At 34.5% G+C, this 25640-nt stretch carries 23 protein-coding genes; 9 read left to right on the forward strand and 14 right to left on the reverse strand.

What is annotated here, in order from left to right; translation table 11 throughout:
- Window positions 1-32 precede the first annotated feature (32 nt).
- Window positions 33-1223 (reverse strand): glycine C-acetyltransferase, encoded by a 1191-nt coding sequence (locus AC22L0_RS25785; protein ID WP_000095905.1) that lies wholly within the window; start codon window positions 1221-1223, stop codon window positions 33-35.
- Between the two features lie 213 nt (window positions 1224-1436).
- On the opposite strand from AC22L0_RS25785, the gene AC22L0_RS25790 reads away from it, so the two are divergent.
- On the forward strand, window positions 1437-2168 hold the full coding sequence (locus tag AC22L0_RS25790; protein WP_000885978.1) for a class I SAM-dependent DNA methyltransferase: 732 nt from the start codon (window positions 1437-1439) through the stop codon (window positions 2166-2168).
- A 28-nt stretch (window positions 2169-2196) separates the two neighbouring features.
- Here AC22L0_RS25790 and AC22L0_RS25795 read toward each other — a convergent pair whose 3' ends face one another.
- Genes AC22L0_RS25795 through AC22L0_RS25805 form a run of 3 tightly spaced genes read right to left on the reverse strand, consistent with a single transcriptional unit; the run spans window position 2197 to window position 5090 of the window.
- Entirely contained in the window at window positions 2197-3018 is an 822-nt protein-coding gene (locus tag AC22L0_RS25795) for an ABC transporter ATP-binding protein (protein WP_001167963.1), read from the reverse strand.
- 12 nt (window positions 3019-3030) lie between these two features.
- Complete coding sequence (locus tag AC22L0_RS25800; protein ID WP_000760054.1) at window positions 3031-4089, reverse strand: FecCD family ABC transporter permease; 1059 nt, start codon at window positions 4087-4089, stop codon at window positions 3031-3033.
- Window positions 4086-5090, reverse strand: a complete 1005-nt coding sequence (locus AC22L0_RS25805; protein WP_000925232.1) for a FecCD family ABC transporter permease — start codon at window positions 5088-5090, stop codon at window positions 4086-4088. Before AC22L0_RS25805 ends, AC22L0_RS25800 begins: the two co-directional genes overlap by 4 nt.
- A gap of 172 nt (window positions 5091-5262) precedes the next feature.
- Here AC22L0_RS25805 and AC22L0_RS25810 point away from each other — a divergent pair, with 172 nt between their 5' ends.
- Window positions 5263-6231 (forward strand): ABC transporter substrate-binding protein, encoded by a 969-nt coding sequence (locus AC22L0_RS25810; RefSeq protein WP_001010274.1) that lies wholly within the window; start codon window positions 5263-5265, stop codon window positions 6229-6231.
- A gap of 380 nt (window positions 6232-6611) precedes the next feature.
- A complete protein-coding gene (locus tag AC22L0_RS25815) occupies window positions 6612-7961 on the forward strand; it encodes a peptide MFS transporter (protein ID WP_000338311.1) in 1350 nt (449 codons plus the stop codon).
- Between the two features lie 37 nt (window positions 7962-7998).
- Here AC22L0_RS25815 and AC22L0_RS25820 read toward each other — a convergent pair whose 3' ends face one another.
- Window positions 7999-8178, reverse strand: a complete 180-nt coding sequence (locus AC22L0_RS25820) for an acid-soluble spore protein H (RefSeq protein ID WP_000382679.1) — start codon at window positions 8176-8178, stop codon at window positions 7999-8001.
- A 191-nt stretch (window positions 8179-8369) separates the two neighbouring features.
- Window positions 8370-8657, reverse strand: a complete 288-nt coding sequence (locus AC22L0_RS25825; RefSeq protein WP_000081428.1) for an ArsR/SmtB family transcription factor — start codon at window positions 8655-8657, stop codon at window positions 8370-8372.
- 817 nt (window positions 8658-9474) lie between these two features.
- On the opposite strand from AC22L0_RS25825, the gene AC22L0_RS25830 reads away from it, so the two are divergent.
- Window positions 9475-11094: an L-lactate permease gene (locus tag AC22L0_RS25830; protein ID WP_000109103.1), complete on the forward strand. Its 1620-nt coding sequence runs from the start codon at window positions 9475-9477 to the stop codon at window positions 11092-11094.
- A 39-nt stretch (window positions 11095-11133) separates the two neighbouring features.
- Here the strand turns inward: AC22L0_RS25830 and aspA are convergent, their stop codons facing one another.
- The 3 genes from aspA to gloA2 all read right to left on the reverse strand — a co-directional run bounded on the left by aspA (window position 11134) and on the right by gloA2 (window position 14534).
- Window positions 11134-12567 (reverse strand): aspartate ammonia-lyase, encoded by a 1434-nt coding sequence (gene aspA, locus AC22L0_RS25835; protein ID WP_000562129.1) that lies wholly within the window; start codon window positions 12565-12567, stop codon window positions 11134-11136.
- A 173-nt stretch (window positions 12568-12740) separates the two neighbouring features.
- Window positions 12741-14039, reverse strand: coding sequence for a hemolysin family protein (locus AC22L0_RS25840; protein ID WP_061655584.1), 1299 nt, complete (start codon window positions 14037-14039; stop codon window positions 12741-12743).
- A gap of 108 nt (window positions 14040-14147) precedes the next feature.
- Window positions 14148-14534, reverse strand: coding sequence for an SMU1112c/YaeR family gloxylase I-like metalloprotein (gloA2, locus tag AC22L0_RS25845; protein ID WP_001017679.1), 387 nt, complete (start codon window positions 14532-14534; stop codon window positions 14148-14150).
- Between the two features lie 91 nt (window positions 14535-14625).
- Here gloA2 and AC22L0_RS25850 point away from each other — a divergent pair, with 91 nt between their 5' ends.
- The 3 genes from AC22L0_RS25850 (at window position 14626) to AC22L0_RS25860 (ending at window position 18652) form a co-directional block, all read left to right on the forward strand.
- Window positions 14626-15804, forward strand: coding sequence for a NupC/NupG family nucleoside CNT transporter (locus tag AC22L0_RS25850; RefSeq protein ID WP_000668870.1), 1179 nt, complete (start codon window positions 14626-14628; stop codon window positions 15802-15804).
- 334 nt (window positions 15805-16138) lie between these two features.
- Window positions 16139-17155: an LCP family protein gene (locus AC22L0_RS25855; protein ID WP_001986019.1), complete on the forward strand. Its 1017-nt coding sequence runs from the start codon at window positions 16139-16141 to the stop codon at window positions 17153-17155.
- 234 nt (window positions 17156-17389) lie between these two features.
- Entirely contained in the window at window positions 17390-18652 is a 1263-nt protein-coding gene (locus AC22L0_RS25860) for a VanW family protein (RefSeq protein ID WP_087964844.1), read from the forward strand.
- Window positions 18653-18694: 42 nt separating this feature from the next.
- On the opposite strand, the gene AC22L0_RS25865 is transcribed toward AC22L0_RS25860, so the two are convergent.
- Window positions 18695-18967: a hypothetical protein gene (locus AC22L0_RS25865; protein WP_087964842.1), complete on the reverse strand. Its 273-nt coding sequence runs from the start codon at window positions 18965-18967 to the stop codon at window positions 18695-18697.
- A 16-nt stretch (window positions 18968-18983) separates the two neighbouring features.
- A complete protein-coding gene (locus AC22L0_RS25870) occupies window positions 18984-19502 on the reverse strand; it encodes an RNase A-like domain-containing lipoprotein (RefSeq protein ID WP_000822695.1) in 519 nt (172 codons plus the stop codon).
- Window positions 19503-19900: 398 nt separating this feature from the next.
- On the opposite strand from AC22L0_RS25870, the gene AC22L0_RS25875 reads away from it, so the two are divergent.
- Window positions 19901-20449, forward strand: coding sequence for a TVP38/TMEM64 family protein (locus AC22L0_RS25875; RefSeq protein ID WP_044584122.1), 549 nt, complete (start codon window positions 19901-19903; stop codon window positions 20447-20449).
- Window positions 20450-20512: 63 nt separating this feature from the next.
- Here the strand turns inward: AC22L0_RS25875 and AC22L0_RS25880 are convergent, their stop codons facing one another.
- The 3 genes from AC22L0_RS25880 to AC22L0_RS25890 form a co-directional block, all read right to left on the reverse strand.
- On the reverse strand, window positions 20513-22213 hold the full coding sequence (locus tag AC22L0_RS25880; protein ID WP_000730369.1) for a M4 family metallopeptidase: 1701 nt from the start codon (window positions 22211-22213) through the stop codon (window positions 20513-20515).
- A 167-nt stretch (window positions 22214-22380) separates the two neighbouring features.
- Window positions 22381-22506, reverse strand: coding sequence for an NprX family peptide pheromone (locus AC22L0_RS25885; protein ID WP_000720172.1), 126 nt, complete (start codon window positions 22504-22506; stop codon window positions 22381-22383).
- Between the two features lies 1 nt (window position 22507).
- Window positions 22508-23779: a helix-turn-helix domain-containing protein gene (locus AC22L0_RS25890; RefSeq protein WP_001187937.1), complete on the reverse strand. Its 1272-nt coding sequence runs from the start codon at window positions 23777-23779 to the stop codon at window positions 22508-22510.
- 199 nt (window positions 23780-23978) lie between these two features.
- Here AC22L0_RS25890 and AC22L0_RS25895 point away from each other — a divergent pair, with 199 nt between their 5' ends.
- Window positions 23979-25442 carry a nicotinate phosphoribosyltransferase gene (locus AC22L0_RS25895; protein ID WP_000150184.1) on the forward strand — a complete coding sequence of 488 codons (1464 nt, stop codon included), beginning with the start codon at window positions 23979-23981 and terminating at the stop codon, window positions 25440-25442.
- Window positions 25443-25640 lie beyond the last annotated feature (198 nt).

A 25640-nucleotide genomic window follows, 5' to 3' on the forward strand; every position in this document is an offset into this window, starting at 1 on the left:
TCATTTGCAAGCTATTCAAAAGATGTCGTTACTTAAATGATGCCCATTTCTTTTCCTACTTTTTCATACTTAAGAATTGCTTCATCTAACATTTCTTTCGTATGAGCTGCTGTAGGCATATTACGAACGCGCCCTGTTCCTTTTGCTACAGTTGGGAACACGATAGATTTTGCGTATACCCCTTCTTCATTTAGACGTTTACTAAATTCTTGTGTTAATACTTCGTCCCCAATGATACAAGGTGTAATTGGCGTTTCACTTTCTCCAATGTTAAAGCCAAGTTCTTTTAATCCTTGTTTCAAGTAGCGGCCATTTTCCCATAAGCGATCGTGTAACTCTGTGCTTTCCATTAAGATTTCAATTGATCTCATGCAAGCTGCTGCATCAGCTGGTGTTAATGCTGTAGAGAATAAGAATGGACGTGAACGAACTTTTAACCAGTCAATTAAGTTTTGTTTCCCTGCTACATATCCACCAATTACCCCAATTGCTTTTGATAATGTACCAATTTGGAAATCAACTTTATCAGAAAGACCGAAGTGCTTTACAGTTCCTGCACCTTTTCCAAGTACACCTGAACCGTGTGCATCATCTACGTATGTCATTAAATCTAACTCTTCTGCAATCTCAACAATTTCTGGTAGTTTTGCAACATCTCCATCCATTGAAAAGACACCGTCTGTAATTACCATTAATTTATTGTAAAGACCTGATTCTTTCGCCGCAATTGCTTTTTGGCGTAAATCTTCCATATCCGAATGTTTATAAACAATAATTTTTGCTTTTGATAGACGACTACCATCAATAATAGAAGCATGGTTTAATTCGTCTGAAAGAATTGCATCATTTTTATCCATAACAGCTGAAATCGCTGCCATATTACAGTTAAATCCTGATTGATAAGCAATTGCTGCTTCTGTATGTTTAAACTTTGCAATTGTTTCTTCTAACTTAATATGCAAATCTAAAGTACCGTTAATTGTACGAACAGCCCCTGCTCCAACACCGTACTTATGAATAGCACCAATTGCTGCTTCTTGCAAACGGCTATCTGTTGCTAATCCAAGATAGTTGTTTGAAGATAAGTTAATATATTCTTTTCCGCCAATTGTAATGATCGGTCCATTTGAACTCTCAAGCGGATCAATTACGTTATAAAGCCCCTTTGATTTTAAATCCTCTAAATTTTCTTCTAAAAATTTCGCAAGTGTTTTACTAGACATCGTGAAGCCTCCCATCGTTCATGTAAGCGGATTATTGTCTTAATAGTTCTAATAATCCCTCTACTAGCTTAACACGTTTTCAGAATTTATTATAGAAAAATAGTTTAAAGTAACCGCTTACAATTTTAGATTATATATGATTCATTACAATAAATCTATTATTTACTTTTCATATTTGATAGAATTAAAAAAATATTTCAGGAGGTTTCAAACATGGCATTTACAGAATCTGATGTATACAATAACACAGCATTTTTCGAACAATATATGAAACGAAGATACCGAGAAAATAGCCCAAATGAATCCATTGAAAAACCAGTATTCTTTCAGCTCATTGGTCATGTACGAGGAAAACAAATTCTCGATTTAGGCTGTGGTGATGCTAAGTTTGGCGCGGAATTATTAGAAAAGGGATGCTACTCTTACACCGGCATTGAAGGCTCTGAACTTATGTATGAAAAAGCTAAAAAACAACTAGAAAATAAAAATGGATCTGTTCATTTTTTAAACCTCAAAGATTATACCTACCCCTCTTCCACTTTTGATTTAGTAACATCTAGACTCGCCTTACATTATATTGAACATCTTGATACCATTTTTCAAAATGTGTTTCAAACTTTAAAAACAAATGGCACCTTTACCTTTAGCGTTCAACATCCCGTTATTACTTCTTCGTTTGAAAGCTTACAAACAAGTGGTAAAAGAACGAGTTGGCTCGTCGATGATTACTTTAAACTAGGCAAACGGGTTGAACCATGGATTGACCAAGAAGTTATTAAATATCATCGTACAACGGAAGATTATTTCACATTATTACAGCAAGCTGGATTTACCATTACATCATTAAAAGAAGCTACACCAAATCCAACCTATTTTCAAAATGAAGAAGAGTATAAACGTCGCTTACGTATTCCTCTCTTCCTCTTATTTTCTTGTACCAAATAAAAAAAACGATGAATCACTCATCGTTTTTTTATCTCATTACCTGAGCAACTTCTTTAACTACACGTCTTCCTCTTCCGTGAGGTATACAAAGCGGTGTTCCAAACAACGGATCCGTACTAATTTGACACTCCATTCGGAATACATCACGTACTAGTTTCTCATCTACCACTTCTTCAGGTTTACCTTGTGCATATATTTGTTTATCCTGAATAGCTACAATGTTATCTGCATAGCGACATGCTAAATTTAAATCGTGTAATACCATGACAATTGTTCTTTGTTCTGTTTCATTTAATTCGAATAATAAATCTAGCACCTCAATTTGGTGAGTCATATCTAAATATGTAGTAGGCTCATCCAGTAAAATAATATCTGTATCTTGTGCAAGCGTCATTGCAATCCAAGCACGTTGTCGTTGTCCACCTGAAAGAGCATGCACATCACGCTCAGCAAATTCTGTCATACCTGTTGCTGCAAGTGCCTTCTGTACCATTTCCTCATCTTTTTCTGACCACTGTTTCAGCCATGTTTGATATGGATAGCGTCCTTGTTTTACAAGTTGCAATACTGTAAGCCCTTCAGGTGCTTGCGGTCCTTGCGGTAAAATTGCCATTTGACGAGCAATTTGCTTAGTTTGCATACTTTGAATAGCTTGATTATCTAACAAAATGTCACCAGTTGTTGGCTTTAATAATCTAGCTAGTGAACGTAATAAAGTTGATTTCCCGCAACCGTTGGAACCGATAAAGATTGTAATTTCACCTTTTGGAATTTCTAAATTCAACTCATCAATAATAATTGTTTCACCATAAGACAACGTCAAACGTTTCGTCTCCAATGCTTTTTGCATATTCATCTCCCTTTATGAATTCCGACTTTTATAAAGTAAATAAATAAAATAAGGTGCACCAATTGCTGATGTAAATACCCCTGCTGGAATTTCAAGTGGTGTGAAAACTGTACGCCCAATTAAATCTGCAGCAAGTACTAGAATTGCACCAACAATAGCTGCAACTGGGAGTAATGCACCGTATAAAGAACCAACTAGCCTTCGTGAAATATGAGGTGCCATTAAACCGACAAATCCAATTCCTCCGGCGAAGGCAACTGCTCCCCCAATTAAAGCCGTACTAAGTAATAACATGAATACGCGTGACTTCGTTAAAGGAACACCAAGTCCTACCGCAATATCATCCCCTAGCTCTTGCGCATTTAAATGTCTAGCAGCTATAAATGATATTACCGTTAAAATGAGAACCCACGGTGCAAGCACCATAACGTTTTGCCATGAAGAACCATAAACAGTACCTGTAATCCATACATTCGCTTGACTCGCTTGATAAATTGGTGCTAACAACATAAACAAAGTCGTTGCCGCTTTCGTTAATGCCCAAAACCCCACACCAATTAAAACAAGACTAATCGGCGATAACCCGTCATTTCTCCATGCAAATAAATATACAAAAAGCGCCACAATCGTTGCCCCAACAAAGGCTGCTAACGGCATATAATGAATGCTTACAGTTAGCGCATTATTTTTATCACTAAATATAGCTAAAAACAATACAACTGCAACACTTGCCCCGCCCGTAATCCCGATGATATCCGGAGAAGCAAGTGGATTTCGAACGAGACCTTGTAAAATACATCCTGCTACAGCAAGCGCAATTCCTACGAGGATAGCAATTAAAATACGTGGCATACGAAACTTATTCACAACCATATTTGACATCGCATCGCCATTTCCAGTAATTGCTTGCCATACGTCATAAGGAGCAATTTTCATGTCTCCCATACCTGCGCTCGCAAAGAATAATCCTATTAAAACAACTAGTAAACTTAACAAGACGAGACAAGCTCGTTTATACATTAAAAACGAGAGCTCACCTTTTCCTATACGAAACGGAATATATTTCTTCATTTGCTAAGCCCTCTCTTACGTGCAATATAAATAAAGAATGGAGCTCCAATAAATGCTGTCATAACTCCTACTGGTACTTCTTGTGGCATAATGACATATCTTGCTGCTATATCAGCCAATATTAGTAGTATTGCACCTAACAATCCGCTATAAGGCACTCTCCATCTGTGGTCAACTCCAACAAGAAATCTCGCAAAATGCGGAGTAATAATTCCAATAAATCCAATTGGGCCAGCAACCGCAACCGAACCACCAGACAACAGTACAATAATAAGTAACACGAATGATTTCATTAAAATTGTTCGTTGTCCAAGTCCTTTCGCGACGTCTTCTCCCATCATCAATGTATTTACTTTCCCTGCCATCATAAGAGATGCAATCCATCCTATTAATAAATATGGGAATACAGATTGTAAAATTTCTAACTTTCTCCCTTGCACAGATCCAGCAAGCCAAAATAATACCTCTTCAAGTGCTTTTTCATTTAACACAAGTAATCCTTGTGTTAATGATGAAAATAACGCACTAATTGCGACCCCTGCTAACGTTAACTTAAGAGGAGTAGTTCCTTCTTTTCCTAAAGAACTAGAAGCAAATACAAGTACAGCTGCAACCGCCGCTCCTAAAAAGGCAATCCATGTGAAAGCTGATAATGATGTTACTGAAAAGATTACAATTGCTACAACTATGAAGAACGCAGCACCTGAATTTAATCCAATAAAATCTGGAGAAGCAAGTGGATTCTTAGTTAAAGTTTGCATAAGACAACCAGCAATGGCTAAACTAGCACCAACACTAGCTGCAATTAACGCCCTAGGCAGACGTACATTTTGAATAATAATATGTTCATTGGAACCGTTAAAATGGAAAAAAGCATCCAATGCTAGTTTCCAACTCGTATTTGTATACCCGAAAATAATACTTCCCCAAATACAAATAACGACTGCAATGATTCCAACAAATAATCCAATCCATTTTGCTCGATTTGTTTTTAATAACATGCAGCGTTTCCCCTTCAATGTATAATGATACGTTGTTAGTGTATTTCAACTTAATTCTCATTGTCAACGGAAATGAGAATTATTTTCACCCATATGTATTGACAATCAAAAGATAAAGGCTTAATATCATGCTTGCTATTGAAAAATATTCTCAACATGTAGGGGGTACATAATGAATTTCATGCGGAAGAAATCGTTTACAGTATTTGTATTTTTACTAGCATTTTCAATGCTTTTAAGCGCTTGTGGAAAATCAAATAACAAAGAAGAATCTACAAAAGAAGATAATAAAAAAGAAGTGGTTACTGTAGAACATGCAATGGGTAAAACAGAAGTTCCTGCTAATCCAAAACGTGTAGTTATCTTAACAAATGAAGGAACTGAAGCTTTACTTGAATTAGGTGTGAAACCAGTTGGTGCTGTAAAGTCTTGGACTGGTGACCCATGGTATCCACATATTAAGGATAAAATGAAAGATGTAAAAGTTGTTGGTGATGAAGGACAAGTTAACGTTGAAACAATTGCTTCTTTAAAACCAGACTTAATTATCGGTAATAAAATGCGCCACGAAAAAGTGTACGAACAACTAAAAGCAATTGCACCTACCGTGTTCTCAGAAACATTACGTGGTGAATGGAAAGATAACTTCAAATTTTATGCAAAAGCATTAAATAAAGAAAAAGAAGGTCAAAAAGTTGTAGCTGATTACGAATCACGTATAAAAGATTTAAAAGGCAAACTTGGCGATAAAGTAAACCAAGAAATCTCTATGGTTCGTTTCATGCCTGGTGATGTTCGTATTTATCATGGCGATACATTCTCTGGTGTTATTTTAAAAGAACTTGGATTTAAACGTCCTGGAGATCAAAATAAAGATGATTTTGCAGAGCGTAACGTATCTAAAGAGCGTATTTCTGCTATGGATGGTGACGTATTATTCTACTTCACATTCGATAAAGGAAATGAGAAAAAAGGATCTGAACTAGAAAAAGAGTATATAAACGATCCTCTATTTAAAAATTTAAATGCAGTAAAAAATGGTAAAGCATACAAAGTTGATGACGTTATTTGGAATACAGCTGGTGGCGTAATGGCCGCTAACCTACTATTAGATGACATCGAAAAACGCTTTGTTAAATAATATTTCCTTAACCAGCTCCCTTCTGTGGAGCTGGTTATTTTTCAATTCACTTAAATGTCACATTATTTCGTTTTGTATTTTTATTCCCAATATGTTATATTGAGAAAGTAAATAGAATATATTTTCTTTATATCAGAATAAATGTTTTAATCTAAATTTTCTGATTAATCACTATTTTATTTTCTTTTAGAATTCAATTATTACATTTGAAAACGCTTATCATCTCGTTTTCAGGGCAAAATACAGTAACGGTCGAAGAAAAATAGAACTTTTTTAGAAATTTTCTTTCTATTTCCATATAATTCTATTGACTTCTAAATATTTTGTAAATTAAAATGATTACATAAATATCCGTTATACAGGATTAGGGGGAAACAAAAATGGATGCAGCTTTAAAATTAGACAAAGCTGGAGAGCAACAATCACCAAAAAAACATCCACCAGGGTTATACTTGTTGTTCTTTACAGAGGCGTGGGAAAGATTTAGTTATTACGGAATGCGTGGCTTATTAGTTCTTTATTTAACAACGAGCTTAGTAAGCGGCGGTTTAGGATTTGATAAAGCAGTTGCAGTTCAAATTTACGGTATTTTCACAATGTTAGTATACTTCACACCTATTATTGGTGGTTGGTTAACTGACCATTTCATTACGAAGCGACATGCCATTACTATTGGTGGTATCATCATGGCAATTGGTAACTTTGTATTATTCTCAATGAACACAAAAACTGGACTTTTCTTAGGATTAGGATTATTAGTTATTGGTAACGGATTCTTCAAACCAAATATTTCGACTTTATTAGGTCAATTATATAGCGAAAACGATTCTCGTCGTGATAGTGCCTTCACTATCTTCTACATGGGGATTAACTTAGGAGCTCTTATCGCTCCATTCATTTGCGGTTACTTCGCAGATTATAGATACGGTTTCTTAACAGCTTGTATCGGTATGATTATTGGGCAGCTTGCCTTTAATTTCTTAGCACCTCGTTACTTAGGGTCTATCGGAACAACTGTTGTAGGAAAAAAATCTAAAGAAAAAAATGCAAAAGCAATTGAGAAAAAACCTTTAACAACACAAGAGAAAAAACGTACTGCTGCAATTTTAATTTTAACTTGTTTCGTTGTATTCTTCTGGGCAGGATTTGAGCAAGCTGGTAGTTCTTTAACACTTTACACAGATAAGTTCGTAGATCGTACAATTGGTGGATTTACAATTCCAACACCTTGGTTCCAATCTGTAAACCCACTATTCATTATCTTACTAGCATTACCTGTTTCTGCGTTATGGATTAAGCTTTCAAAAACAAAAAATGGCGATTTGAAAATCCCAACAAAAATGGCATTAGGTATGATTTTACTAGGGATTGGATATTTAGTTCTAACTTTAGCTGTTTTAAAAACTGGTAGCGATGAAGGTAACATTACAATGAAAGCAAACTTACTATTCATTGTATTCACTTACATGTTCCACACAATCGGTGAGTTATTCTTATCACCAATCGGATTATCTATGGTAAGTGCAATCGCTCCTGTTAAATTAGCATCATTATTAATGGGTGTATGGTTAGCTGGTACTGGCTTCGCAAACTTATTAGCAGGACAATTAGCCGCTTTCACTCAATCTTTAGGATATTTAGAAGTATTCGCAAGCATCGGTATTATCGTAATTGTACTGGGATTAGTACTTCTTATGTTCTCTAAGAAAATTGCACATATGATGGAATAACAAAAAGACGCTTCTAAAATTAGAAGCGTCTTTTTTATTACTTCTCCTCTAAAGCTGTCACGTCCACATGAACGCTCTCACCAGGATTAGATACATCATACACTTGAGCACTCCCCTTCTGCTCATCACAGCTCTCAATCCATACTGGTACGCCCTCATATGTAACGTCAATTCTACTTGAAGAAGATAAGATTTGTTTCACACGTTTCACATCCATACTACTATCCCTCCTTTTGCTTACTACACTCCTTTTTATTTTTTCTTTTCCTTTTAGAATATATTCCGTAAGGCAGCATGTTGATTGATAGTCATTTCTTCCTAACATGCTAATATTTACTCTCTCGCTACCTTTCTGACAAATAAAAAAAGACGTATATTCTACACGTCTTTTTCCATAATATTCAAATTTTAAGAAAATAATGTTTTTACTACCGCACTTACTTTATCATTATGGATTTGATAATACACTTCTAATCCTCGTCTTTCAAAGCGTACTACTTTATTTTGCTTTAACTTCGTTAAATGTTGTGAAACAGTTGATTGTGGAATTTCTAATACTTCCTGTAGCTGTGTTACATTACATGTTCCTCTTTGCATAAGTTCCATTACTAGACGTAGACGAAGTGGGTGAGCTAACGCTCTTAACATTTGTACATCTTCTTCTGAAATACGACATTCGAATTGATTTTGGCTCATAAAGTTCCCCTCATTTTCGTTTTTATTTGCGTTTTTATGTTCTTTTTATTTATTTATATATCTGTTCTTATATTTCCTGTTACGACATAACTTTATCAACCTATAAAGCCGAAAAATTTTTCCATCTTTATCAGCAAAAATTCAGGAAAAAATCCTTGCTGATTTTGAATATTATACTATATGATATAACGAAAAAGCAAAATAATGGCCTACGAATACTTTGCTTGCAAACGTTGTTTTATCAGGCTTTTTGTTATATTTTCACCTCATTGAAATGCACAGTAACGGTATTGTAAAATACCGTCTATAATTGATAACCTATCGTAATGCAGTTGAACTATAATTAACCTCTTTGTTACGCTAAAAGGAATTTTCAGTAAAAAGAGATGATGTGATATTAAAAATTTGTTTCTTATTTTTTATTCGTATTGCAAGCGGTTGGATTGTTGTGCAAAACTTCCTATTAAATCCACTCACCGTTCCCCCCACTAGATCAAATAGGACAGATAATTGCATATATCAAACTTTATACTTAATATAAAAGACTTCATCTAATATACGCCTATAAGGAACATGCCATCTGAATAAGCAAAATAATATGCACATAGTTTATACAGCACACTTAAATTCATTTGAGTGTGTTTTTTGTCTACTTTATGAACAAAGCTTTTCTTTTAACACTATTATGGAATAATTATACTTTTTTACGTTGACAATAGTGTTGAAGGAGAATATACTAAGCATGTAAGTTGATTGTGAATAGTTTCACAAATAATGTGAATTTCTTCACATATAATAGATAGGAGTTGTCATTATTATGAGTACTTGGACACAAATTTATGACCCGTTAAACAATATTTGGTTATCTGCACTAATCGCAGCACTTCCAATCTTTTGTTTCATCATTTGTTTAATGGGATTCAAAATGAAAAGTTACATGGCTGGTCTTTATAGTGTGATTGTCGCTATTATCCTTGCAATATTTGTTTATAAAATGCCAGCAACAGTAGCTGTAGCATCTGCCGGATTCGGTGTTTTATCTGGATTTTATCCAATTTGTACTATCGTTATCGCTGCAATTTTCCTTTACAAATTAACTGTTAAAACAGAGCAATTCAATATTATTCGCGATAGTATTTCAAGCATTACAAATGATCAACGTTTACAAGTATTATTAATCGCTTATTCTTTCGGTGCTTTCTTAGAAGGCGCAGCTGGTCTAGGGGTTCCAGTTGCTATTACAGCCGCACTACTTGTAGGTATGGGCTTTAATCCATTAAAAGCAGCAGGTATTTGTTTAGTAGCTAATATTGCTGGTGGTGCTATGGGTGCTATGGGTATTCCAGTTACAGTACCAGCACAATTAACTCAACTTGACGCATTAACTATTGGTCGTCAAACTGTTCTTATTTTACCTTTCATTAGTGTTATCTTACCTTTCTTACTTGTTTCAATGGTCGATGGAATTAAAGGTATTAAAGAAACTTGGCAAGGTATTCTTGTAAGTGGTGTTTCTTTCGCTATTACTCAATTCGCTGTAACTTACTTCTTAGGCGCAGAACTTACTAATATTTTCGCAGCCGTTGTAAGTATGATCTCTCTTGCATTATTCTTACGTGTTTGGCAACCAAAATCTTCTACTAAAGAAGAAAAACAAGAAACTAAAGTATCACATACATTCAATCAAATTTTATATGCTTGGTCTCCATTCGTATTCTTAACTGCATTTGTAACAATCTTTAACTTAAAACCGATTAAAGCTTTATTTGCTCCAGATGGTGCGTTAGCAAACTTAGTATTTAACATTCAGTTCCCTGGTCTTCATAATGCTGTTATGAAAACTACACCAATTACAAAAGCTGATACACCTTTCGCAGCTGTTTTCAAATTTGATGTATTCTCTTCTACAACTACTGCGATTGTACTAGCAATTATCGTTTCACTTATCGTTTACCGCGTAAAAGGTAAAATGGTTAAAGAATTAATGATTGAAACAATGAAAGAATTAAAAGCTCCAGTATATACAATTTGTAGCGTTATCGCATTAGCTTACGTAGAGAACTACTCTGGTATGTCATCTACACTTGGACTTGCATTCTCTTCTACTGGTAATGCATTCCCAATTCTTTCTCCAATCTTAGGATGGATTGGCGTATTCATTACAGGTTCAGTAGTTTCAAGTGGTTCTTTATTCGCACCACTTCAAGCAGTAACAGCAGACCAGTTAAACATCGTTCCTTCTACACTCGTTGCCTTAAACGTAGTAGGTGGTACAATGGCAAAAATGGTTTCACCACAATCTGTAGCAGTTGCTTGTGCCGCAGTTGGACTAGTTGGTAAAGAATCTGCTCTATTTAAAACAGCAATGAAATACAGTTTAATCTTCTTAGCTGTTATTAGCTTACTTCAATTAAACGCTGTATTTAATATCTTTTAAAAATAAAACACCGATCCAAATGGATCGGTGTTTTTCACATTACATTTCTTTATTTTTTAATAAAGAAGCTCCAGCAATTTCAGGGTGAGTCATTTCGAATGGATCTAAAATAATATCCAATTCCTCTTCTGTCAGTACACCATGCTCTAAACATAACTCCCTAACAGATTTTCCTGTTTCAATCGCTTCACGTGCAATACGAGATGCTGCTTCATAACCAATATGAGGATTAACTGCTGTAATAATTCCAACACTTTTCTCAACATATTGCTTCAGCAATTCTTCATTTGCTGTAATTCCTTCAATACAATATTCACGGAATACACGGAATCCATTATTCATAATACTAATAGATTGAATTAAATTAAATACAAGCACAGGCTCCATTACGTTTAACTCTAATTGTCCCGCTTCTGATGCTAGGCAAATTGTATGATCATTTCCAATTACTTGGAATGCGACTTGGTTAATCACTTCTGCCATAACTGGATTTACTTTACCTGGCATAATCGATGAACCTGGCTGACGTGCTGGCAATTGAATTTCAGCCAACCCAACACGTGGCCCAGACGCCATAATACGAAGATCGTTTGCAATTTTAGACATGTTCATCATACATACTTTAAGTGCTGCAGATACTTCTGTGTATGCATCTGTATTTTGCGTTGCATCAACTAAATGCTCTGCACCAACAAGTGGGAACCCACTAAACGTTCTTAAATGTTTTACCACCTGTTCAATATACGTAGGATTTGCATTTAATCCTGTACCAACAGCTGTCGCCCCCATATTCACTTCATATAAATGTTGACGAGACTGTTTAATTCTTTTTATATCGCGCGCAAGCACTCGGCTATACGCTTCAAATTCTTGTCCAAGGCGAATTGGAACTGCATCTTGTAAATGTGTGCGTCCCATTTTAATAACGTGATCAAACTCTTTTGCTTTTTTACGAAAAGCAGAATGAAGTTCTTCCATTGTAATAAGAAGCTTTTCTAACATCATAAGAGTTGCAATATGAATCCCTGTTGGAAACGCATCGTTCGTTGATTGGGCCATGTTCACATGAGTGTTTGGGCTAATTTTCGCATACGCACCTTTTTCATATCCCATACGTTCTAACGCTCTATTCGCAATTACTTCATTTGTATTCATATTAATAGAAGTTCCGGCTCCGCCTTGAATAGGGTCCACGATAAATTGATCATGAAACTTTCCATCAACAATTTCTTGCGCTGCTTCTGCAATTTCATGTCCAATGTCTTTAGCTAAGTAACCAGTATCTATATTCGCAAGTGCCGCCGCTTTTTTCACAATTGCCATTGCTGTAATGAGTGATGGATGAATGCGATATCCTGTAATTGGGAAGTTTTCTACAGCACGTAATGTTTGTACACCATAATAAGCTGCACTTGGTACTTCTTTTTCACCTAAAAAATCTTTTTCTATACGTATATCCTTCGTTGCTATCATTTTTATCACCTATACTTTTTCATTCTAAATCCTTATCCAAAAAATCCGCCCTCTAAAAACACGAGTATCATTCAGAAGAATTTTTCAGTATCCACCTTCACTATATAGTACCTTTTTTGAAAGCGCAAACATTTATTTTTCTGTATATCCTTTTTATTAAAGTTTATAGAAAATCATTCTCCTACTTTCCTTATTTCCACTCGTTTAATTTGATGCATATCCTTTTCAAGGACTTTAAAATAAAAACCGTGTTTCTCAATAATATCTCCTTCAGCAACGATTTGTTTTTGTACCATAATCCAGCCACCAATTGTATCTACATCATCAGCAATTAAATGTATGCCAAGCAAATCATTTACTTCACTAATAAGCACTTTTCCCTCTACGATTTTATAGCCTTCACTTACATGCTCTATAGGTGGATTCTCATCTTCATCGTATTCATCTCGAATTTCTCCAACAATTTCTTCTAAAATATCTTCTAGTGTAACAATCCCTGCTGTACCACCATATTCATCATACAATACAGCTAATGGAATGTGTTTTCTTTGCATTTGTAATAGTAAATCATGAATTGGAATATTTTCTAGCACTTCAATAACTGGCCTTGTATATGGCATAATCGAGCACTCCTCGTCCCGATTACCATCCATATAACGAATAAATAAATCTTTTACATTAACCATCCCAATAATTTCATCTTTATCTTCACCAAATACAGGATATCTCGTGTACTTTTCTTGCGCGATTACTTTAATATGTGTTTCAAATGGTTCGTCCTCATATAAGCCTACAACTTCCGTACGAGGTACCATAATTTCTTTTGCTACTCTATTATCAAATTCAAAAATATTATTTACATATTTAAATTCCCTTTGGTTAATCTCTCCGCTCTCATAGCTCTCAGATAAGATTAACCTTAATTCTTCTTCTGAATGAGCTACTTCATGTTCAGAAGCTGGATGTAATCCGAATAAACCAGTTACAACCCTCGCTGAACCATTCAAAGCCCAAATAAACGGATACATAACTCGGTAAAAATAAATAAGTGGTTTCGATAACAATAAGCTAACTTGTTCTGCTTTTTGTATAGCAAATGTCTTTGGAGCAAGTTCCCCAATGACAACATGTAAAAATGTAATTACTGCAAAGGCAATAATAAATGAAACTGTACTGGAAATTGTAGGTGAGAATTGCAATTTTAAAAACAACGGCTCGAGTAAATGTTTAATGGTTGGTTCCCCTAACCACCCGAGCCCTAAAGCAGTAATTGTAATACCTAGCTGACAGGCCGATAAATATTCATCTAAATTTGTAGTTACCTTTTTAGCGGCCAGTGCACCTCGTCTTTTTTCGCTAACGAGTTGATCAATACGACTGCTACGTACCTTAATAATTGCAAATTCAACAGCCACAAAAAATGCTGTTAACCCAATAAGAATGACTACCATCAATAATTTTAAAATATCCACATATGCTCTTTAGCTTTCTTAGCTAAAGTTACACCTCCTTTTAAAAAGAAGTTTCACTTTAGTTTCTTCAATTATTGGAAAGCAACTCTATATAAAATCCACCAATTTTCAAACCTCATACAATTCTAAAGGTAAACCATCAGGGTCTTGGAAAAAGACGAATTTCTTCCCCGTTATTTCATCAATACGGATCGGTTCGGTCTCAACACCACATTGATTTAAATGCTTCACAGCTTCTTCTATATTTGTAACAGCAAATGCTAAATGTCTAAGACCGGCTGCTTCTGGAAAACTTTTGCGCTCAGGCGGATTTGGAAATGAAAATAATTCGATTTGATACTCTTCTCCTACACATAAATCTAATTTATAAGAATCTCGTTCCTTTCTATATACTTCATTCATTTCTTTAAACCCTAATATTCTAGTATAAAAATCCTTTGACGTCTCATAATTCGAACAAATAATTGCAACGTGATGCACTCTACATATATTCATACTCTCTCTATTCCTTTCTTTACCAAAGATGCATATTCTCCCTTGAAATGAAAAACATATATAGCAGAATATCTCTTTTAGGGGGCTTACCATGAAATTCATTACTTTTTTCGTCGGATTAATTGTTGTTTTCTTGCTCGCTTATATTGCTAGCAATAATAAGAAGCATATTAAATTTAAACCAATTTTTATCATGCTTATTATACAGTTAATTTTAACCTATTTACTATTAAATACAGAAATCGGCCTCATACTTATTAGAATCATTTCCAGTTTGTTTACAAAGCTACTCGAGTATGCTGCTAATGGAATAAATTTCGTATTTGGTGGTCTTGCAAATAAAGGTGAAATGCCATTTTTCCTTACTGTATTATTACCAATCGTCTTTATTTCTGTTTTAATTGGTATATTACAACATTTCAAAATACTACCATTTTTCATTCGTTGGATCGGGTACTTTCTTAGTAAAATAAATGGTCTTGGGAAATTAGAATCTTACAACGCTATCGCTTCTGCCATTGTCGGCCAATCAGAAGTTTTTATTACAGTGAAAAAGCAATTAGCTCAAATTCCAAAACACCGTCTTTATACACTTTGTGCCTCCGCTATGTCAACCGTATCTATGTCTATCGTAGGTGCCTATATGACAATGATTGAACCTAAGTATGTAGTAACTGCACTCGTTCTCAATTTATTTAGCGGTTTTATTATCGTACTCATCATTAACCCTTACGACGTTAAAGATGACGAAGATATTTTAGAAATCAAAGGTGAAAAACAAAGCTTTTTTGAAATGCTTGGAGAATATATTCTTGATGGTTTTCGTGTAGCCATTGTTGTCGGCGCTATGCTCATCGGATTTGTCGCATTAATTAGTTGTATTAATGACTTGTTCCTCATTATATTCGGTATTACGTTCCAACAATTAATTGGCTACGTATTTGCACCTATCGCATTCCTTATCGGTGTACCAAGCTCTGAAATTGTAGCAGCTGGTAGCATTATGGCAACGAAGCTTGTAACGAATGAATTTGTCGCAATGATGGACCTTAGTAAAATTTCTAATAGCCTTTCTCCCCGTACAGTTGGTATTATTTCTGTTTTCCTTGTATCTTTTGCCAATTTTTCTTCCATTGGTATTATTTCAGGTGCGGTAAAAGGACTAAACGAAGAACAAGGAAACGTTGTTGCGAGGTTTGGCCTTAAATTACTATATGGAGCTACTCTCGTTAGTATTTTATCTGCAATTATCGTAAGCATTATGTTGTAATTAGGTAAAATTTTATCATTTTCTTATCCCTATCTTTTGTATACAATAACGAATAGGTGTCTTATAAAGTGAAACTTTAATCAGAGTGGGGCTATCCCCACTCTGATTATTAGCCTTCATCAATCGGGTATTTACGGGCAGTTATCTCCCACCTAACTTCATTGTATTCACTGGACTTTGAGGTGGGCGTTTTACTGCTCGTTAATACGGGATAAATAATCAAGACATCTATTTTTTATACATGTACAATCGCTTTTATTTAGCGTAAAATATTTTTTATGTGTTTGAATACACTTCTAAATGTATACACTTTGATAGTTTTAAAGGAGAAAAAATGATGAAATCCGACACGAACAACGATACGCGAGCCAAAAAAGGACGCTCAAAGAAAAAACGCCTACTTTGGTTCCTTCTTATTCCATTACTAATTGTAGCACTTGGAGCAGGAGGCTACTCCTTCCATATATACAGTAAAGCAAAGTCCGTCTTAAATAATGCTTATGCTGAACTAGGTCGAGGAGAAAAGTCCAGTAAACGTGAAAAAGCTGTTAAACCTATGACCGACAACATTTCCGTACTAATTATGGGTGTTGATGAAAGTGATATTAGGGAAAAAGATTATGGAAAAGCAACTCGAACAGATGCGTTATTACTTGCAACAATTAATAAAAACGATAAATCCGTTAAACTTGTAAGCATTCCACGTGACTCACGCGTCTACATTAAATCACGTGATAAATACGATAAAATCACACATGCGCACGTATTCGGTGGTGTAGACAGCACAATTGATACGGTAGAGAACTTTTTAGATGTTCCAGTTGATTATTATGTAAAATTCAATTTTAAATCCTTTATTAAAATTGTTGATTCTCTTGGTGGCATTACTGTGGACGTTCCAGTTGAATTCACAGAGCAAAATAGTAAAGATGAAGCAGATGCAATTCATCTAAAAAAAGGACGTCAACATTTAAATGGAGAAGAGGCACTGGCACTAGCTAGAACTCGTCACATCGATAGTGATTATATGCGTGGCCAACGACAACAGCTTGTATTAGAGGCCATTGCTGAAAAGGCACTATCTCTTAATTCCATTAATAAAATCGGTGGCCTACTAGACGCTGTCGATAAAGACTTAAAAACCAATTTAACTTTTGATGATATGATGACAATTACAAAAAATTCAATGGATTCAAATTTAAAGATGGAAAAAATGCAAGTAGAAGGTACAGATAAATATATAGGTGGTATTTATTATTACGTGCCAAATGAAAAAAGCGTCGATACTATTTCAACTACCCTTCAAAAACATCTCGGTGTTACGAATAAAAATGAACATAAAAAATTATAATAAAAAGGCTGCTAGATCATTCTAGACAGCCTTTTTATTATATTTTTCAACATATTTTTCATACACATTGTGACAAGAAGTGACAATTATTACAGCTATGTAACATTTTTTATGAAAACATTACACACACAGTGAAAATAATAGTATACTAGTACGTACATAATGTTATTTTCATCATTTTTATACAAAAAATGTAATACATATATTTATACATAAATTTCTGGGGGGAAATAAATGAAGCTAAGTAAAATACTGATTGGTTCTGCAATTGCTGGGGGCATATTACTTTGTGTAGGCGGTGTTGGAGGATATCAATATGTATCCAAATTAAATAATCAATTAGATACTACTGCATTACCAAATACTACATTTGAAGGTATTTCTCTCGATGGAAAAAATAAGAAAGATATTCAAGCAATTATTAATCAAAGGGTAACTGAATTAGATCAAAAATCCCTTACCTACATATTCCAAAACGATAAACAAACTTACACATGGAAAGATTTAGGGGTAAATTATAAAGAGAAAGATATTATTGACAAAATCTTCAAAGAACAAAAAGGAAACGTAATGAATCGTTACAAAATGCGCAAGCAAGCTGAAAACGGTGAATTAAAACGTGACTATAAATTAACACCACAATTAAATGCAACAGCTTATGAAACCTTTATAAAAGATAAATATAATGCAACATTAAAAAATCCTGTTAATGCAGAATTAAGCATTGAAGGCTCAACAGTAAATGTTAGTCAAAGCCAAAACGGAGAAAAAATTGATAAAGGAAAACTAAACAGTTTAACAAACGAAGCTATTACTACTGGTAAATCAGATGTTACATTACCAGTTACATTCATAAAACCAGAACGTTCTACAGAAGATATACAGAAAATGGGTATTAAAGAAGTCATTGCTGAATATTCTACTCCAATGGCTGGCCGTAACGGAAATCAATCATTTAACGTAAATAAGTCAGCTAATACTTTAAGTGGGGTTATTGTGGCACCTGATGAAACATTTAGTTTTAACGGCCGCGTTGGCGTAACTGATGCTGCACATGGTTACAAATCTGCAGCAGTATATTCACAAGGTAAAGTAATACAAAGTGCAGGCGGAGGAGTTTGCCAAGTCAGTAGTACTTTATACAGCGCAGCTTTAAGGGCTGATTTAGGAATTGTTTCTCGAAGCAATCATTCTATGCCAGTAAATTATTTACCACTTGGGCAAGATGCAGCAGTAGCAGATTATGGTCCAGATTTAAAATTTAAAAATAATACAGGCAATCATATTTATATTCAAGCATTTTCAAATGGAGGTAGTATTACTACACGCATTTTCGGTACAAATACTGGTAAAAATGTTGAAGTTTCTTCTCAAGTAATTAGTAGAACTAGTGATAAAATCACAGCGGTTACGTATAAAAAAGTAACACAAAACGGGGAAGTAATATCAAATGGACAAATTTCAAAAAGCGTATATAAAAGCGCTCCAAAGGAATAGATACTATCAACCGAATAGTATAAAGAAAAAGGCGTGATTAAATCACGCCTTTTTCTTTTGCAGTAATAGTAAAAAAGTTTCAAGATGGTCTTTCGTTTCTTCTAAAGACCACATACGATTTCCTTGCTTCGCAGCTAATACACACGCCTCTTCCCACGCGTTCTTTTTCTTCATATTTATTAATTCATCACGTAATTTCAAAACAATTTCTTCGTCTTCTTGTTCAATAAACTCTTCCATCACGCTTACTATTTCATCCTCATAAATACTTAACGTACAGTACGATTTAAGAAAGTATTGTAATGTCATATACATAATGTACTCCCCCTTCTTATTTATCAGATGGATAAGAAGTAATAATCTTAAACCCTAATTCCCCTGACTTATCTCTTGCTAAAACAGTAACAGTTTTTACCAACTTGTCTTTTACACTCATATTTTTCTTTATTACCGTTTTTCCAACAGGGAATGAATGAGTTGTATTTACTACGAGACGAGCCTCTTTAGAATTTTTTAACCAATCTTGAATTTCCTTGTCATGTTGCTTCAAGCTATCTTTTACAGCTTTCGTCGCTGTTTCTTTATCATAGTATGTACTTGCGGCTGACACTTTATCTGTCTTCAAGCGATTCTTCAAATCCTCTTCTGACTTGCCTACATGTCTTTCAATCGTATGACCATTTTTAGGTGGTCCTTCCATTTCATCTAAAATATTATCACTAATTTTTTCTACCGATGTAGCTTGATTACCTGTCTGTTTCTCTGTTTTTTGTTCTTTTCCTGCACATCCACTTAAGATCAGCATTAATGCCAATAAACTACTGAAGAAAAGACTACTTATTCGTTTCATCATATCACCTCTTCCATGATTATTATCGCAACTTCACTAAAAGTCAATTTCACAACGAAAAAATCTATCAGTTTTCATTTTTTTCATCTATTTTTCCATATTTACCCGCGCAATTTCATCAACCCTCTATTTTTCGCCTTTTATAATATATACCCCCTATATTTTATAATTATTTCCCGAATAAAATCACCAATAATATAATTATAAAACCCTTTTATAAAAAGGGTTTTATACTGTTTTTCAAAACGATTTAAAATACCCCTATTTTTATATACCTAATACCTATATAAGGTATCAAGACCCCTTCTTATCAACGTTTTTCTACATTATGTAAATTTTCCCTTGCCTATACAATCGAAATATGGTGTAATGCAAAAAAAGATAAAGGATTTTAAACAATGGCTGAAACGATTCAAAATTTCTTAACAGAATACTATTCAATCGCAATTCCACTTAGTATCTTAATTAACATCATCATTAGTCTTTTAGGTGTTATTCCTAGCATCTTTTTAACCGCCATTAATATACAGCTCTTCGGTGTAACAAATGGCACAATCATTTCGATCACAGGTGAGGCCTTAGGGGCTATTATCTCGTTTTATATTTACCGCCTGGGCCTTCAAAAGTTCACTCACGATAAAGTAAATAAGTACCCAAAGGTAGAGCGTCTTCTTTATGTAGAAGGTAGAGAGGCCTTTCTACTCGTTCTATCGTTTCGATTGATACCTTTCATCCCATCAAGTATCGTGACTTTATTTGCAGCTCTAGGGAAAATGTCATTACTCTCCTTCAGTATTGCCAGTACAATAGGTAAAATACCGGCCTTATTGATTGAAGTATATTCGGCATACCAAGTCATGAACGGAACAAATGAAGCGAAGTGGGTTGTAACAATCGCAGGCGTTATTGGATTGTTTTATTTGTGGAAAAAATGGAGAAAAAAATAAAGAAGGAGCCTATGCTCCTTCTTTATTTTTGAGGTATTTTATTACTAGCTCTTCCTTAAAGCCTTAGTTTACACCAACAGCACTAAATGATTGCTTAACTGCTGCTACTTCAGCAGAATTTGCACCATATAAGTCTGCAGCAGCTTGTACTGCACCAGCACGAGCTTGACTAAATGTAGTAGATTGCGTGAAATACTGTGTATTTGCACGGTAGTAAATCGCACCTAATTTATCTTTACCGATACCAGTTACAGTTACACCATAATGCGTACCACCATTTGCTAATAAATAAGCTTGTTTATTAATAATGCCGCTGTTTGTATGAACACCACCGTTATCACTTGAACCAGTGTAACGCTTAGAATAATGGTCTGGATCACCATACTTCGTAGGATCACTCATAGAGCGAAGTGCGTCTCCTGCTTTACCAGGTGTGTAAATATCTTCACCAATCTCCCAATCCGGGTTACGGTTATCATAGAATTCTACTAAAGTACCAAAGATATCAGAAATCGCTTCATTTAAAGCCCCAGATTCATTTTGATAAATTAGATTTGAACTATTTTCCGTAACAGCATGCGTTAACTCGTGACCAATTACATCAATTCCACCAGATAATGAAGTAAACGTTACACCATCACCATCTCCGTATACCATCTGTGATCCGTTCCAGAATGCATTGTTATAATTACTTCCGTAATGAACTGTCGATTTTAACGGTGCTCCTGCATCATTAATAGAATTTCTATTAAACGTAGCTTTATAGTAATCATATGTTTTACCTGCATAGTAATGAGCATCTACTGCTGCTGCATCATACGCTGCATTGAAAACATTATCTGCATCTGCCCATAATGTTCCTGGTAATGTTGAACGGTTTTTCGCATCATATGTGAAAATCGTTGCCCCGCGTGTATTATCTTGTAAGTAGTAAGATGATCCAGATAACGTTGTATTAAGCGACTTCGTATCTCCTAATACACCTTTACCAGTTCCTACTTTATTCGTTCCTGTTACAGGCTTTACAACAGCTTTCGCATCCTGTTTAGGAGCCTCTTGCTTAACTGGTGACTTATCATCATTCGTCACATGATCAATTGTATTAAACTTATTTAATACTTTACCGCTGTCTGCCTCAATGAAATAGTAGTAGTTTCCTGGGCTTGGATCTAAGAAGTTTAGATTTACAACATATGCATATGTTGTTTCCTCACCGTTTTGATATACATATAAGTCCGCTTTTGGTTCTACTTCATATTTCGGTGTTACCCCTAAATCTTGCTGCGCGATTTCAATTGCTTTTGCGCCTTCAATCTTATTTTTATTTTTCAACTTTTCCTTTTTGTCTAAATCAGGTGCAACTGTTCCAGACAATACTTTTAAAGAACCGTCTTTACTTACGTGAGCTACTTGAGTAGAACCCCATACAGGCACTCCTTCGTAAACTTGTTGCATACGTACTACTGTTGAATCAGTTACAGCATCTTTCTTCACTTGTTTCACTTTGAAAGAATCTTGTGCACTCTTTTCCCCTAGCTTGTAATCACCTTTTGCTGCGTTTAAGTAATCAAACACAACAGATTCTGCTTTCTTGCCAGTTGCTTCAGTTAGATCACCAGAAATAAACTCAGGTGACTGCACCGTCTCATTGTACTTCTTCGTAGAGAGCACATTTTTAGAATCCGCAAATGCAGAGCCTGTCCCTCCAAACGTTGTAACTGCCATTCCTGTCGCTAACACTAACGCTAAACTTTTCTTTTTCATGAACCTTCCCCCTAATAAAAATTTTTTTTGAAAAAGAGTAGTTTCATATTAGCATTATGTTTCCACTATTAATATACTAAAAATTCAAATAATTTTTTTCTCAAGTTTTGTAGAATTTTGAGGAACAAATATTGAAAAACCCCTTTCCTGTTGGAAAGGGGTTTCTGTTAAGAATTTATTAATTCTACTACTTTTTCTCCTTGACCATAAATATCCGATGTCCAAGCATATTGCGGTTCCAATACCACTAATACAGCTACCAAAGCCAAAGCACCAATAATTATTTTTTTCATATTATTTTCCTCCCTTTTCTTCTAATAAATTAATTGCTAATTTATAGTAGTTATTACTTTCCTTAAATTCTAGTAATTCCTCGTGATATCCTGCTAGTTCTAAATACACCATTTTTAATTCCTTTTTATTTTCTTCGCCTCTAAAAAATGGGATTGCCTCAACTTCTAAAAATCTTTTATAAACATCTTTCGTTTCAAAGTATTTATTCTTAAGCATTGAAAGTATATATAGCATACTTTTATACTTTTCATCCCTCTTGGCAACATCTATCCCTTTATTAATCCAATCTTTCGCTTCTTCAAATTCTTTTAATTCAATACACTGCAAAGCGATCTCATACACTGCATCAATATAATTTAAATCCTCTTCCTTTTTGTACTTTAGGCATTGTAAATAATAATCTTTTGCTTTTGCATAATCTTTTAAGTTATAGTACAAGAAGCCTAAATTATTTAAAGCAATAGCTGTTATACTTTCTTTATCAGCAAAAGAATTTGCTTCCCTCAAAATATTATTATAAATAGATAGTGCTTCATTATATTGCTTTTTTTGTATATAACTCAACGCAATAAGTAACTGGCAATTTATCACATAACGGAATTTATATTCATTCTTAAATCCTTCCATTGCTACATTAGCAAAATGTAAAGTCATATGTTCAACTTCTAATTCATTATAAACAAGAGCCAAATTGAAATATATTCCATTCTCATGATAACCTTGTTCCTTTGCCATTACTTCTGTTCGAGTCAAATACTCCAATGCCTTCTTATATCTATGTTGTAAAAAATAATATAACCCTTTGCTATACGTATATAATAATTTTTGGAATGGTGAATACTTTTTGTACATCTTCTTTAAGCTCTCTAACTCTTTTTCGACAGCAGGAAAATCCCTTTTCATAATTAAATAACGTGTATACAGCAGTTTATAATAATTTATAATTTCAAAATCCAACACATGCTTCATTTCACCTTGCAACTCTTCATATATACGTTCTACTTGTTGCTTGTCTAAATGAACTAGTGCATTCAACCATTCATCCAGCTTCCCCTTCACATCTTCTTCTACATCCCTCAAATCCGTCACGGCAATTTCTAATCTTGCGCAGAGCAATTGTAGAATTTCTTCTGATGCTTCAATCTTTCCATTTTCAATCTTACTTAAGTATGAGACAGAACAAATGCCCTGACATAATTCTTCTTGTGTCATTTTTTGCTGTAGCCGTTTATAAAAGACTTGTTTGCCTATTTTTTCTAATGTTTGTTGCATTGTCCTCCTCCATTCTCATTACCCCCATTACTCTAATAATACATAAAATCTGGAGAAATATAAATTGATAAATATAAATTTTCTAAAAAATATGCATAATTTCATTTTTTTCTCTCTTGACTTCACATCAATATCTCTTCTTTGCTACGAATGGTGAAAAATTGGTATACTATAACCAAATTATGGAGGTGTTCTCGCGATGACTCATTATAAAGACGATAGTTATGCCTTACATACAGACCTATATCAAATCAACATGGCTTATACATATTGGAAAGATGGTATTCATAATCGCCGTTCTGTTTTTGATTTATATTTTCGAAAGCTTCCATTTGAGAACGGCTACGCTGTTTTTGCTGGCCTTGAGAAAATTGTAGAGTACATAGAAAATTTCAGTTTTACTGAAAGCGATATCGCTTATTTAGCAGAATTACAATTTGAAGAAGAATTCCTTCATTATTTACAAAATATGAAATTCACTGGGACGATTCGCAGTATGCAAGAAGGCGAAGTTGTATTTAATAACGAACCTTTATTACGTGTTGATGCACCACTTGGTGAAGCACAAATTATTGAGACTGCCCTCTTAAATATTGTGAATTACCAAACATTAATTGCCACAAAAGCAGCACGTATGAAACATGCTGCAAGTAATGATGAGCTTTTAGAGTTCGGCACAAGACGTGCCCATGAGTTCGATGCTGCCCTTTGGGGGACGCGTGCTGCCTTTATTGGTGGTTTCTCCTCTACAAGCAACGTTCGTGCTGGGAAACGCTTTGGGATTCCTGTAGCTGGCACACACGCTCACTCTTTCGTTCAAGCATATCGCGATGAATACGTCGCGTTTAAAAAATACGCTGAAACTCATAAAAAGTGCGTCTTTCTCGTTGATACATATGACACATTGAAATCTGGTGTTCCAAATGCGATTCGTGTTGCAAAAGAATTTGGGGATCGTATTGATTTCTATGGCATACGTCTTGATAGTGGTGATATGGCTTATTTATCGAAAAAGGCACGAAAACTATTAGATGAAGCAGGGTTTACAAATACAAAAATTATCGCTTCTAGCGATTTAGATGAATATACAATTATGCACCTTAAATCTCAAGGAGCAAAAATTGACGTATGGGGCGTTGGGACAAAATTAATTACGTCCTTTGAGCAACCTGCATTGGGGGCTGTTTACAAACTAGTTGCGATTGAAGATACTGACGGAAAATTAAATGATACGATTAAAATTTCATCTAACCCTGAAAAAATTACCACTCCAGGACTGAAACGAATTTATCGTATTATCAATCGGGTAAACGATCATGCAGAAGGCGATTATATTGCATTAGATTCTGAAGAACCTGGAAAAGAAGAGCGCTTAAAAATGTTCCATCCAGTTCACACATATATAAGTAAATTCGTAACAAACTTTGAAGCCCGTGAACTGCATAAAGATATTTTCGTTAACGGTGAAAGAACATATGAACTACCAAGTATATTAGATATTCAAAAATATAATGAACAGAGTCTCTCTCTATTTTGGGAAGAATATATGCGAACTTTAAATCCTGAAGAATACCCTGTCGATTTAAGCCAAGAGTGCTGGGATCATAAAATGAATTACATTCAAACAGTTCGAGAACAAGTCGAAAAAAACATACAAAAGTAAACAGAGAAGTTTCCCCTTCTCTGTTTTTTCAATACTATATGGATATTTGTAAAAAATATATTAAAAGAATAAGACGAATGTATTTTATTTGTAAATTTTAATATAAAGATATTTAAAAGTAAAATAATATTTGGTATTATTTTATTGAGTCAATTTCAACAAAATCACCAATAAAAAAGAGGACGCGGGTCGCGTCCT

The sequence above is a fragment of the Bacillus sp. LQ01 genome (assembly GCF_057624735.1).